The organism is Paragemmobacter ruber, assembly GCF_009908315.1.
GTDB lineage: Bacteria > Pseudomonadota > Alphaproteobacteria > Rhodobacterales > Rhodobacteraceae > Paragemmobacter > Paragemmobacter ruber.
Map to the genome: position 1 here is coordinate 306,878 of NZ_JAAATW010000003.1, position 13,060 is coordinate 319,937.

Here is a 13,060-nt window from a genome sequence, read left to right on the forward strand (position 1 = left end):
ATCCTACAGGGCGGGCAGAGGTCTTGGCCTTTGCGACCTTTGCAACAGGGTCAAGGGTATGGTTGTGGGTGAGGCCAATGTAGGATGGGCAGTCCTGCCCATCCTACGTGCCGCCCCTAGGCCTTGGCCTTCACCACCTTTTCGGCCAGATCGCGGGCGATGGCGAAGGCGCCCTTGATGCGGTCGGCTTCCGTCTTCCAGTCGCGCATCAGCACGATCTTATTGCCCTGCACACGCGCGGCCGGATCGGATTTGATGAAGTCGACCAGCCCTGCCGGGTTGGCGAACTTGTCATTATGGAACTGCACCGTGGCGCCTTTCGGCCCGGCATCCAGACGGCTGATGCCTGCACGTTTGCACATCGACTTGATCCGCATGACCAGCATCAGGGTGTTCACCTCGCGGGGCAAGGGACCGAAACGGTCGATCAGTTCGGCGGCGAAGCCTTCGAGTTCCACCTTGGTTGTGAGCGATGACAGCCGCCGATAGAGGCCCAAGCGGATATCAAGATCAGGAATATAGTCTTCGGGGATCAGGACAGGGACGCCGAGGTTGATCTGCGGCGCCCATTGATCATCCAGCGGCGCGAGGCCGGACAGTTCGCCCGATTTCAGCTTGGCGATCGTGTCTTCCAGCATCTGCTGGTAAAGTTCGTAACCCACTTCCTTGATATGGCCGGATTGTTCTTCGCCCAGAAGGTTGCCCGCGCCGCGCAGGTCGAGGTCATGCGAGGCGAGGTTGAAGCCTGCGCCCAGGGAATCGAGGCTGCCCAGCAGGCGGAGGCGTTTCATCGCCTGCGGGGTGAGCGGCATGCGGGGTTTCGTGGTGAGGAAGCAATAGGCGCGCGTCTTGGCGCGGCCCACGCGGCCCCGGATCTGGTAGAGCTGGGACAGGCCGAACATGTCGGCCCGGTGGACGATCATCGTGTTCGCAGTGGGGATGTCGAGGCCCGATTCCACGATGGTCGTGGAAAGCAGCACGTCATACTTGCCGTCGTAGAATTCGTTCATCTTTTCGTCGAGATCGCCCGCGGCAAGCTGGCCATGGGCGATGACATAGGTCACCTCGGGCACATGGGTGCGCAGGAAATCCTCGATCTCGGGCAGGTCAGAGATGCGGGGGACGACGATGAAGGACTGGCCGCCGCGATAGCGTTCGCGCAAAAGCGCCTCGCGCAATGTCACGGGATCGAATTCCGACACGTAGGTGCGGATGGCGAGGCGGTCCACAGGGGGGGTGGCGATGATCGACAGGTCGCGCACGCCGGTGAGCGAGAGTTGCAAGGTGCGCGGGATGGGGGTGGCGGTCAGCGTCAGGACGTGGATTTCCGACCGCATCTCCTTCAGCCGTTCCTTGTGGGCGACGCCGAAATGCTGTTCCTCGTCGATGATGAGAAGGCCGAGGGATTTGAAGCGGATGTCCTTGGCGAGCAGCGCATGGGTGCCCACGCAGATATCCACTGTGCCGTTCGCGAGGCCTTCGCGGGTGGTCTTGGCCTCTTTCGCGCTGACGAAGCGCGAGAGGGGTTTGACGGTGATCGGGAAGCCCCGGAAGCGTTCGGCGAAGCTGCGGTAGTGCTGGCGGGCCAGCAGCGTGGTGGGGCAGATCACGGCGACCTGCATCCCCGCCAGCGCGGCGACGAAGGCCGCGCGCATGGCGACCTCGGTCTTGCCGAAGCCCACATCGCCCACGATGAGGCGGTCCATCGGGCGGCCCGATTCCAGATCGGCCACCACATCGGCGATGGCGGAGAGCTGGTCATCGGTTTCCTGCCAGGGGAAGCGGGCGGCAAACGCCTCCCACAGGCTGTGCGGCGCCTCGAGGATGGGGGCGTGGCGCAGGGCGCGTTCCGCCGCGATCCGCATGAGGCGGTCGGCGATTTCGCGGATGCGTTCCTTGAGTTTCGCCTTCTTGGCCTGCCATGCGCCGCCGCCGAGGCGGTCGAGCAGGCCTTCTTCATGGCCGTAGCGGGAGAGAAGTTCGATATTCTCCACCGGCAGGTAGAGTTTCGCCCCTTCGGCATATTCCAGCGCCACGCAGGCATGGGGCGCGCCAAGGGCGGTGATCGTTTCGATCCCCAGATAGCGGCCTACGCCATGTTCGACATGGACGACCAGATCGCCGGGGGTGAGGGTGTCCACCTCGCGCAGGAAGTTTTCGGCCTTGCGCTTGCGCTTGGGCTTGCCCACGAGGCGGTCGCCCAGCACATCCTGTTCGGAGATGACGGCAAGGCCGGGGGCGGTGAACCCGGCCTCGAGCGCCCAGACCATCAGGAACAGGCCGCCCTTGCCTTCTGGCACCTCGCGCAGGTCACGGATGCGCTGCGCGCCGGTGACGCCCTGATCGGTGAGCAGACCTTCGAGACGTTCGCGCGCGCCATCGGACCATGAGGCGAGGATGACCTGACGGTCCTTGGTCAGGTCGCGGATATGGGTGGCGAGCGCGCCGAACAGGCTGATGCCTTCCTGCTGGCGTTCAGGGGCGAAGTTGCGCCCCATCCGCCCGCCTGCATCGAGGACGCCCGGGCCGGGGCTTTGCGGGTTGGGGGAAAGCTGAATCAGGCGGTGGGGGGCGGTGGCCGCCTCCCATGCCGGATCGTCGAGGTAAAGGAGGCCCGGCGCCACGGGTTTGTAGACGGAATCGAGGCGGCCCTTGGCTGTCATCGCCTCGCGCCGGGCGTCGTACTGATCCTCGATCCCGTCCCAGCGCGACAGGCGGGCGGGGGTGATCTGGTCATCGAGCACGACGGTGGCGGTGGGGATGTAGTCGAACAGCGTCTCAAGCCGATCATGGAAGAAGGGAAGCCAATGCTCCATCCCCTGATGCTTGCGCCCCGCGCTGACCGCCTCATACAGCGGGTCGTCCGATCCCCCTGCCCCGAACTCCAGCCGGTAGGATTGGCGGAAGCGGGTGATCGCGGCCTCATCGAGGATGATCTCGGACATGGGCGCGAATTCGACGGAGGTGAGTTTCTCGGTCGTGCGCTGGGTTTCGGGGTCGAAGCGGCGCGCGCCATCCAGAACATCGCCGAAGAAATCGAGCCGTATGGGCGTGCGGCTGCCGGGCGGCCAGATGTCCACGATGCCGCCGCGCAGGGCGTAATCGCCGGGTTCGGCCACGGTGGAGACGGGGGTGAAGCCCATGCGGGTGAGAAAGCCCTTGAGCCGCGCCTCATCCACCCGGTCGCCCACGCGGGCGGCAAAGGCGGCGTCGCCGATCACGGCGCGCGCGGGCAGGCGCTGCATCGCGGCGCCAAGCGTGGTGAGCAGGACGAAAGGCCCCTTCACGCCCGCCGCCAGCAGCGCGAGCGTGGCCATGCGCCGGGCCGATATGGCCGGATTGGGCGAGACGCGATCATAGGGCAGGCAATCCCAGGCCGGGAAATCCAGCACCAGCACCCCCGGCGCCATCACGGCGAGGGCCGCTGCCATCGCCTCGGCCCGCTTGTCATCGCGGGCGATGTGGATGACGGGGGCGCCCCGTTCCAGTTCGCGGGAAAGGAGGCGGGCGTCATACCCTTCGGGCGCGCCACCAAGGAGGATGCGGGGACCTGTCTGCATGGCGCCTGACTTAACCGCCCGGGCAGCGGCGTCAACGGCAAAGGCGTGCGGTTTTCCGCGCCGGACGGGGGGCTAGCGGAAGGTGCCCAGCGTCAGGTTCTGATACATGCCGAACATGCCGGTGAAGAACAGCGCGAACATGCCCACAGTCTGCACGGTGATGCGGTGGCGCCGCAGCGTGCGGAACAGATCGGGGCCGCGCAGATCGTGGCGTTCGATGACAAGGCAGGTGCGCAGCGTCAGGGCCATCACCCCCAGCATCGGCAGCACGAGGCAGAGCAGCGCCTGCGCGAATTCCATGCGGAAGAAGATCGCCAGGACGATCAGGCTGGTCACGAGGAAGCAGACCAGCCCCACAAGGATCAGCCCGCCCGTGCGCAGGATCAGCAGGAAACGGCGGGTATAGATATGGGCCAGCGCTTCGACATCCGCCTGCGCCTGTTCGCCTTCGCGTTCGGCGCGGCGGATCATGTCATGGGGCACGCCCACCACGAAATGGCTGACAGTGGACCAAAGCACCGCCAGTGCCAGCCAGAACCAGAGGTTCGAGAAGGATCTGAGGTCGATCACTTCGAAGATCGTCTTGTACCAGTCCAACCCGCGCGTCCCTGTCTGACAGCGCCCCACCGCTTCCGCCTTGAGGCCCGGCTCTTTCTCTGGCAGGCAAGGGGCGTGGGTGCAAGCCCCGATGGATAGACCCTGCGCCCCGGAGCCCCGCCGATGAGACCGATTTCCGCCCCGACCCCGGCCACCCGCTTTCGCCGCCTGCGCCGGACGGCGGCGCTGCGCGCCCTGTCGCAGGAGACGGCGCTGACGGTGGGCGATCTGATCTGGCCGCTTTTCGTGCGCGACGGTGCGGGGGTGCGCGAGCCTGTCGCCTCGATGCCCGGGGTGGAGCGGCTTTCGGTCGATCTGGTGGTTCAGGCGGCGGAACGGGCGGCGGGTCTGGGGATACCGGCGGTCTGCCTCTTTCCCTACACTGACCCCGCGCTCAAGACCGAAGCCTGCGAAGAGGCGTGGAACCCCGACAATCTGGCCAATCGCGCGATCCGGGCGATCAAGGCGGCGGTCCCGGAGATCGCGGTGATGACGGATGTGGCGCTGGACCCCTACAACGCGAACGGCCATGACGGGCTGGTGCGCGACGGGGTGATCCTGAACGATGAAACGATCGAGGCGCTGGTGAGGATGGCGCTGGCGCAGGCGGAGGCGGGGGCCGATATCCTTGGCCCGTCCGACATGATGGACGGGCGCATCGGCGCGCTGCGGGCCGCGCTGGAGGCGGCAGGCCACAAGGATGTGGCGATCCTGTCCTATGCGGCGAAATATGCCAGCGCCTTCTATGGGCCCTTCCGCGATGCGGTGGGGGCGTCAGGCGCGCTGAAGGGCGACAAGAAGACCTATCAGATGAACCCCGCCAATTCGGACGAGGCGCTGCGTCTGGTCGAACGCGACCTGCGCGAGGGGGCGGATATGGTGATGGTCAAGCCGGGGATGCCCTATCTCGACATCTGCCGCCGGGTGAAGGACGCCTTCGGCGCGCCGACCTATGCCTACCAGGTGTCGGGCGAATATGCGATGATCCGGGGCGCGGCAGAGCGCGGCTGGATCGACGGCGAAAAAGCGATGATGGAAAGCCTGATGGGGTTCAAGCGCGCAGGCTGCGACGGGATCCTCACCTATTTCGCGCCGGAAGCCGCAGCCAAACTGCGCGCGGGCTGGGTTTGGGGCTGATCGGGCGCACTCACCCTGCCCTTCCCCTTCTCTCCCATTCCCCTTTCATCCGCACCAATGGCGGGGTCTTGCCGCCCCTGCAGGTGAGACATGACAGGCTGGCGGAATGTCGCTACTATGGCGCCTGAGCGTGGGCAGAGACCCGCGACGAGGCAGCAAAGGGCGGTTTCATGGAACGGATTTCAAGACGGATGGTCCTTGGCGGGGCCGGGGCATCGGTGCTGCTGACGGCGGCCTGCGGCAATGGCGTGGGCAGCGACGGGGCGCAGCAGATCGACGCGCGGGTGGCGGCGACGCGCAACTTCCTGTTTTCGCGCTATCCCGGGACGCAGGATCTGGCGGGGCGGGCGGCGGGCGTGCTGTATATGCCGCTGATCACGGAGGCCGGGTTCTTCTTCGGCGGGGCTTATGGCCGCGGGGCGTTGCAGATCCGCGATGTGACGGTGGATTACTATTCCTCGACCAAGGCGAGCTACGGCCTGCAGATCGGCGCGCAGCAATATGCCCATGCGCTGTTCTTCATGACGCCGGAAGCGCTGGCCGAATTCCGCGCCTCGACCGGCTGGGCGGCGAGCGCGGATCTGAAATATGCCACGCCCGAACAGGGGGCGAGCATCGGCAAGGAGACCACCGAGATCGACCCGGTGATCGCGCTTGTGTTCGGTCAGCAGGGGCTGATCGCGGGGGCGACGCTGGCCGGGGTGAAATACACGCGGATCATTCCGTGATTGGGGGGTGCGGGGGGGCGGTTGCCCCCCCGCCCTATTTCAGGCGGCGGATCAGGCTGGAGGTATCGTTCCGCCCACCGCCCATCTGCTGCACATCCTTGTAGAACTGGTCCACCAGCGCGGTGACGGGGAGCGAGGCGCCGATCTCATCCGCTGTGCGCAGGCAGATGGCCAGGTCCTTGCGCATCCAGTCCACCGCGAAGCCGAAATCGAACTGGTCCTGCAGCATGGTCTTGTGGCGGTTGACCATCTGCCATGATCCGGCGGCGCCCTGGCTGATCACCTCGACCACCGCCTCGCCGTCAAGGCCCGCCTTCGCGCCGAAGGCCAGCGCTTCGGACAGGCCCTGCATCAGGCCCGCGATGCAGATCTGGTTCATCATCTTGGCCAGTTGCCCGGCCCCGCTGTCGCCCAGACGGCGGCAGATGCGGGCATAGGCGGCGATGATCGGCTCGGCCCGGTCGTAATCTTCGATGCTGCCGCCGCACATGACCGAAAGCGCACCGTTCTCTGCCCCGGCCTGCCCGCCCGAGACGGGCGCATCGACGAAGCCAAGCCCCAGCGCGGCGGCGGCGGCCTGCATCTCGCGCGTGACCTGTGCCGAGACGGTGGTGTGATCGACAAAGACCGCGCCCGGCGCCATGGTAGCGAAGGCACCGTCCGCGCCCGTGCAAACGGCGCGCAGGTCATCGTCATTGCCGACGCAGGCCATGACGAATTCCGCGCCTGCCACCGCCGCGGCGGGCGTGCGGCCCATGCGGCCGCCATGGGCGGCGACCCAGGCCTCGGCCTTCGCAGTGGTGCGGTTGTAGACCGTCACCTCATGCCCCCGCGTGGCCAGATGCCGCGCCATCGGCCCGCCCATCACGCCCAGACCCAGAAAGGCGACCTTCGCCATCGTTACCCCCGTCGGATTGCTCTTCGATATGGGTTGGACTAGGAAGCCATACGCAAACCGCCGTCAAGCACCGCCCGCCCTGCCCACCGCTGAACAGAACTGGCCCCCGATGTTCCCCCCGATCTTCCTTGTGTTCCGCTGGATGATGCGCCTGATCACGGGGCTTGTCGTCCTGTCGCTTTTGGCGGGGGTGATCCTGTACTATTTCCTGTCGCGCTCGCTGCCTGATTATGACGAGGATTTCACCATCGCGGGGATATCCGCGCCGGTGGAGATCGTGCGCAACAATGACAACGTGCCGCATCTCTTCGGGGAGACGGATGCGGATGTGTTCTTTGCGCTGGGGTTCGCCCATGCGCAGGACCGGCTTTGGCAGATGACGCTGTTGCGCCGGACGGCGCAGGGACGGCTGTCGGAGATGTTCGGCACCCGGACGCTGCGCATCGACGAATTGATGCGGCGCTATGACCTCTATGGTCTGGCGCAGCAGTCGGTGGCGGTGCAGGACGCGCCCACGCGGGCGGCGCTGGAGGCCTATGCGCGCGGCGTGAACGCCTGGATCACCGAGGTGAACCGCGAGGCGCGCGGGCGCGGGGCGCCGGAGTTTTTCCTGTTCTCGAACGAGATCGCCGCCTGGCAACCGGCCGACAGCATCGCCATCCTGAAGCTGATGGCGCTGCAACTGTCGGGGCAGTTGGAGAATGAGGTGCTTAGGGCGCGCATCTCGCTTGTGCTGCCGGAGGCGCGGGTGCGCGACATCCTGCCCGATGCGCCGGGAACGGGTGTGACGGCGCTGCCCGAATATTCCCGCCTCGTGCCGGGGGTGAACCCCGGTCTGGCGCCGATCCGGCAGGCGGCGGCGGATGTGCTGTCGCCTTTCCCGACGCGGGAGCTGGCGGGGGCGTCCAACGCATGGGCGGCGGTGCCGGCGCGGTCGGCGGCGGGGGGCACGCTGTTGGCCAATGACCCGCATCTGGGGTTCACCGCGCCCACCGTGTGGTATCTGGCGCGGCTGGAGTTGTCTTCGGGCGGGGTGATCGGGGGAACGATCCCGGGGATCCCTGCGGTGCTGGTCGGGCGGTCGGAAGCGCTGGGATGGGGCCTGACGTCGAGCTATCTGGATGATCAGGACCTGTTCATCGAAGAGGTGAACCCCGAAAACCCCGAACAATACCGCACGCCCGACGGGTGGAAGGACTTTGTCACCCGCCGGTCGATCATCACGGTGAAAGATGCCGCGCCGGTGACGATCACCCTGCGCTGGACGGATAATGGCCCGGTTCTGCCGGGATCGCATTACGACATCGGGTCGATCACGCCCCCGGGACATGTGGCCGCGCTGTCATGGACGGCGCTGACGGGGGCGGATACGTCGATGACGGCGGTGATCCGCATGATGGGGGCCAAGACCACCGCCGAGGCGATCGAGATGGGGCGTCTGGTGGTGGCGCCTGCGCAGAACGTGATGCTGGCCGATGCGGGGGGCGTGGCCATGCAGTTGATGGGGGCGATGCCCGCGCGCGATCCCGCGCATCAGAGCCGGGGGCGGATGCCCGTTCCGGGCTGGCTGCCCGAGAACCGCTGGCAGGGGATGCTGCCCTATGAGGACAATCCGCGCGTGGTGAACCCGGCCTCGGGCCTGATCGGCAACACGAACAACAAGACGGTGGACCGGCCCTTCCCGCTGCATGTGTCCTACACTTGGGGCGATACGCAGCGCATCCAGCGCTGGCTGACGCTGATGCAGGCGCGCGAGGTGCATACGCGCGAAAGCTTCATCGAGGCGCAGCTTGATACGGTGAGTTTCACGGCGCGGTCGCTGTTGCCGCTGATCGGGGCCGATCTGTGGTTCACGGGCGAGCCTGCGCCGGATGGCACGCCCGAGCGGCTGCGCCAGCGGGCGCTGGAGATACTCGCGGCGTGGAATGGTGAGATGAGCGAGCATCTGCCGGAGCCGCTGATCTATCAGGCCTGGGTGCGGGCCTTGCAGGACCGGCTGATCCGCGATGATCTGGGGCCGCTGGCCGATACTTTCACCCATGTCGAGCCGCTGCTGATCGAGCGGGTCTATCGCAATGTGGACGGGGCCAGCATCTGGTGTGACGTGGTGCAATCGGCGGTGGTGGAAAGCTGCACCGATCTGGCGCGGATCGCGCTGGATGAGGCGCTGCTGACCCTGACCGAGACCTATGGACCGAACCCCGAAAGCTGGCGCTGGGGCGATGCGCATCAGGCGACGCATGACCATACGGTGCTGGGGAACCTGCCGGTGCTGCGCTATTTCGTGAACATCCGCCAATCCACCAGCGGCGATGACCACACGCTGTTGCGCGGCAAGACCAAGGGTGAGGGGCCGGATCCGTTTCTGAACGTCCATGGCGCGGGGTTCCGGGGGGTATATGATTTCGCGGACCCGGATTCGTCGGTCTTCATCACCTCGACCGGGCAATCGGGCCATCCGCTGAGCCGGTTCTACGATGATCTGGGCGTGCTGTGGCGGCGGGGGGAATATGTGCCCATGTCGCTTGACCCGGAACTGGCGCGGGCGGCGGCGGTGGGGGTGACGGTGCTGACGCCTGCTGCGGAGTAGCGCCCGGCCCGAATGATTGGCCCGGCAACGCTTGACCTTTCGCGGTTGCGCAACATTATTGCGTGAACGCGGGGATCAAGGAAAAAAGATGTCTGATGCATTCGGCGCTTGGGTGGGCCGGGTCGAAGAGGCCCGTGACCGGATCAGCGCGAAACAGGCGCGGCAGATGGCGGCGACGCTGGGCGTGGCGGGGGATTTCCACGACGGCGCGCCCCTGCCGCCCCTGTGGCACTGGATGGGTTGGACGCCCGAGGCGGCGATGGCGGAGCTAGGCCCCGATGGGCACCCGGCGCGCGGAGGTTTTCTGCCGCCCGTGCCGCTGGAGCGGCGGATGTGGGCGGGGGGGCGGCTGCGGTTTCTGGCGCCGCTCCGGATCGGCGAGGAGTTGTTCCGCCGGTCGGAAATCCTGAAGGTGTCCGAGAAGACCGGGACGACAGGGCGGATGGTCTTTGTCACCGTGCGGCATGATGTGCATGGGGCGGCGGGCCTTGCGGTGGAGGAGGAGCAGGACATCGTGTTCATCGCGATGCCGGAGCGGTTCGCCCCGCCCCCGCCTGTGGCGGCACCTGTGGCGGAGTGGTCGGAGGCGGTGGCGATGGATGAGGTGCGGCTGTTTCGCTATTCCGCTCTGACCTTCAATGCGCATCGCATCCATTTCGATCTGCCCTATGCGACCGGGGTGGAGAAATATCCAGGGCTGGTGGTGCATGGGCCGATGCAGGCTATGCTGCTGATGGAGGCCGCGCGGGCGCGGCGCGGCGGCGCGGTGCCGGAAGGCTATCGCTTTCGGGGGGTGCGGCCCCTGTTTCATTTCGATGCGACCCGCTTGCAGGGCGTGGGCGACAGTCTGGCGACGGTGAACGGGGATGGGCTGGTCTGCATGCAGGCCGAGATCGCGTGGGGGGATTGAGCGATGGCGGGCGTGCTGGCCGGGATGCGGGTGGTGGAGGGATCGGCCTTTGTGGCGGTGCCTTTGGCGGGGATGACGCTGGCGCAGATGGGGGCGGATGTGATCCGGTTCGACCGCCCGCAGGGCGGCTTGGACGCGCGGCGCTGGCCCGTGACCAAGGACGGGGTAAGCCTGTTCTGGGCAGGGATGAACAAGGGCAAGCGGTCGCTGGCGGTGGATATGGCGCGGCCCGAGGGGCAGGAGATCGTGACCGCGCTGATCTGTGCGCCGGGGCCGGAGGCGGGGATGTTCCTGACCAACTTGCGCGCGCGGGGCTGGATGGATTACCCGGCGCTGAAGGCGCGGCGCGAGGATCTGATCATGGTAAGCCTGACCGGCACGCGGCGGGGGGAGCCTGCGGTGGATTACACGGTGAACCCGTCCTTGGGCTTTCCGATGGCGACAGGGGCGGAAGGGTCGGCCGAGCCTGTGGCGCATGTGTTGCCCGCGTGGGATTGCATCGCGGGCGGCATGGTGGTGAACGCGCTTCTGGCGGCGGAACGGCATCGGCTGCGCACCGGGCGGGGGCAATTGGCGGAACTGTCCTTGAAGGATGTGGCGGCGGCGATGCTGGGCCATCTGGGGATCGTGGGCGAGGTGCTGGCCAATGGGGTGGACCGGGCCAAGGCGGGCAATGCGCTGTATGGGGCGTATGGGCAGGATTTCCTGCTGGCCTGCGGGACGCGGGTGATGGTGGTGGGGCTGACAGACCGGCAATGGCGTGGGCTGGTGCAGGTGCTGGAGGCGAAAGAGGCGGTGGCGGCGCTGGAGCGGCGGCTGGGCCTTGATCTGCGGGCGGAGGGCAACCGCTGGGCCGCGCGGAAGGAGATCACGGGCCTTTTCGCGCCATGGTTCGCGACGCGGCCCTTGGCGGAGGTGGCGCCGCTTTTTGATGCGGCGGGGCTGACCTGGTCGGTCTTTCGCAGCTTTGGCGAGGCGGTACGCACGGACCCTGACCTGTCGCCGGACAATCCCATGATCGCGGCCATCCATCAGCCGGGGGTGGGTGTGCTGCCGGTGCCGGGGCTGCCCATCGGGTTTTCCGATCTGGAGCGGGTGGCCCCTGCCCCGGCGCCGGTGCTGGGCCAGCATACGGAGGAGATCTTGGCCGATCTGCTGGGCCTTGGGTCGGGGCAGATCGGGCGACTGATGGATGCGGGCGTGGTGGCGCAGGGGATCAGGCCCGCTGTGCGGGCGGCCTGATCCCCCTGCGCTGATCCCCCCTGCCCTGCTTCCCTGACCTGCCGGTCAGGCCAGCGCGGCGGTGACGGTGACGGGCATGGGCGTGGTGGGCCGCCCGATCAGCCGCGACAGGGTGCGGCTGTCATCGAAAAGCGCGCCCTGACCCGCCTGCACGTCGCTGTCGGCCAGCACATGGGCGAAGCCTTCCGGCAGGCCGAAGGATTGCAGGATCCCGGCATAGGTGCCTGCCGGCAGGTCGTTATAGGGGATCGTCTTGCCTGTCTGGCGCGACACCTCGGCCGCCAGTTCGGCATAGCTGTAGGCGCCATCGCCGGCGAGTTCATGGGTTGCGTTGTCGTGGCCCGTGCTGGCGGCGGTGACGGCGATCGCCTCGGCATAATCGGCGCGGGCGGCGCTGGAGAAGCGCCCTGCCCCGGCGGCACCGATCAGCGCGCCTGCGGCGATGGCCCCGGCAAGGCTGCCCGTGTGGTTTTCGGTATACCAGCCGTTGCGCAGGATGGTGAAGGTCAGGCCCGAGGCGCGGATGGCCTCTTCCGTGGCCTTGTGATCGGCGGCGAGCAGCATGGGCGAGGTGTCGGCGCGCAGGAGCGAGGTGTAGAGGATGCGCGAGACGCCTGCCGCCTGCGCGGCGGCAATGACGTTGCGGTGCTGGCCGACGCGATCGTTGAAATCCGACGACGAGATGAGGACGAGGGTTTCCACCCCGGCCAAGGCGGGGGCGAGGCTGGCGGGGGCCACGTAATCGAAAGCGCGGGTTTCGACGCCCAGATCGGCCGCGCGGGCGGGATCACGGGCAAGGGCCAGAGGGGCAAGGCCGCGCGCCCGGAGGGCGGCGATGGCGAGGCGGCCAAGCTGGCCGGTGGCGCCGGTGATGGCGATGGTCATGGGACACTCCGTTTCCTAGTGTGGTGCACAGGAGATGGCGGGTTTACTTACGAAAGGTAAGTACCTACATTTTGGTAAGTATACCACATTCCGAGACAGGAACCTGTGCGATGAAGGATTTTCCGCTGCCGCCACCGGGGGTGAGGCCGAATGTGCTGCATCCGAAATGCCCGTCGCGGGGCATCTTGCAGCATCTGACCAGCCGTTGGGGGGCGCTGATCCTTGTGGCGCTGGCGGGGCGGACGCTGCGGTTTTCGCAGCTGCGCCGCGCCTTGGGCGATGTGAGCGAGCGGATGCTGGCGCAGACGCTGCAGGGGCTGGAGTCCGACGGGATGGTGCGGCGGGTAGCCCATGATGTGGTGCCGCCGCATGTGGACTATTCGCTGACGGAGATCGGGGAAGAAGCGGCGGCGCATGTGCGGGCGCTGGCGGATTGGGTCGAGGGGCGCCTGCCGGAGATCATGGCCCATCGCGGCGCGGGACGATGATCGGAACCGATGGCAGGTTCGGCCC

At 67.1% G+C, this 13,060-nt stretch carries 10 protein-coding genes; 6 read left to right on the forward strand and 4 right to left on the reverse strand.

The features are described 5' to 3' along the window. Positions 1-116: 116 nt before the first annotated feature. Entirely contained in the window at positions 117-3,560 is a 3,444-nt protein-coding gene (mfd, locus tag GU920_RS13705; protein ID WP_161767651.1) for a transcription-repair coupling factor, read from the reverse strand. Positions 3,561-3,632: 72 nt separating this feature from the next. Beyond that, on the reverse strand, positions 3,633-4,157 hold the full coding sequence (locus tag GU920_RS13710) for a component of SufBCD complex (RefSeq protein ID WP_161767652.1): 525 nt from the start codon (positions 4,155-4,157) through the stop codon (positions 3,633-3,635). A gap of 123 nt (positions 4,158-4,280) precedes the next feature. Between GU920_RS13710 and hemB the strand changes: the two genes are divergently transcribed. After that, positions 4,281-5,294, forward strand: coding sequence for a porphobilinogen synthase (gene hemB / locus GU920_RS13715; RefSeq protein WP_161767653.1), 1,014 nt, complete (start codon positions 4,281-4,283; stop codon positions 5,292-5,294). Between the two features lie 170 nt (positions 5,295-5,464). After that, on the forward strand, positions 5,465-6,022 hold the full coding sequence (locus GU920_RS13720; protein WP_161767654.1) for a lipid-binding SYLF domain-containing protein: 558 nt from the start codon (positions 5,465-5,467) through the stop codon (positions 6,020-6,022). A 34-nt stretch (positions 6,023-6,056) separates the two neighbouring features. Here the strand turns inward: GU920_RS13720 and GU920_RS13725 are convergent, their stop codons facing one another. Further along, positions 6,057-6,920: an NAD(P)-dependent oxidoreductase gene (locus GU920_RS13725; RefSeq protein ID WP_161767655.1), complete on the reverse strand. Its 864-nt coding sequence runs from the start codon at positions 6,918-6,920 to the stop codon at positions 6,057-6,059. Between the two features lie 121 nt (positions 6,921-7,041). Here GU920_RS13725 and GU920_RS13730 point away from each other — a divergent pair, with 121 nt between their 5' ends. The 3 genes from GU920_RS13730 (at position 7,042) to GU920_RS13740 (ending at position 11,662) form a co-directional block, all read left to right on the forward strand. Next, complete coding sequence (locus tag GU920_RS13730; RefSeq protein ID WP_161768090.1) at positions 7,042-9,510, forward strand: penicillin acylase family protein; 2,469 nt, start codon at positions 7,042-7,044, stop codon at positions 9,508-9,510. A gap of 88 nt (positions 9,511-9,598) precedes the next feature. Further along, the gene (locus GU920_RS13735; protein WP_161767656.1) at positions 9,599-10,420 is read left to right on the forward strand and encodes an FAS1-like dehydratase domain-containing protein; all 822 of its coding nucleotides are present in this window, start codon (positions 9,599-9,601) and stop codon (positions 10,418-10,420) included. A 3-nt stretch (positions 10,421-10,423) separates the two neighbouring features. Next, entirely contained in the window at positions 10,424-11,662 is a 1,239-nt protein-coding gene (locus GU920_RS13740) for a CoA transferase (protein WP_161767657.1), read from the forward strand. 45 nt (positions 11,663-11,707) lie between these two features. Here the strand turns inward: GU920_RS13740 and GU920_RS13745 are convergent, their stop codons facing one another. Next, positions 11,708-12,547, reverse strand: coding sequence for an NAD(P)H-binding protein (locus GU920_RS13745; protein WP_161767658.1), 840 nt, complete (start codon positions 12,545-12,547; stop codon positions 11,708-11,710). Between the two features lie 110 nt (positions 12,548-12,657). Here GU920_RS13745 and GU920_RS13750 point away from each other — a divergent pair, with 110 nt between their 5' ends. After that, positions 12,658-13,035, forward strand: a complete 378-nt coding sequence (locus GU920_RS13750) for a winged helix-turn-helix transcriptional regulator (protein ID WP_161767659.1) — start codon at positions 12,658-12,660, stop codon at positions 13,033-13,035. The last annotated feature ends 25 nt before the right edge of the window (positions 13,036-13,060 follow it).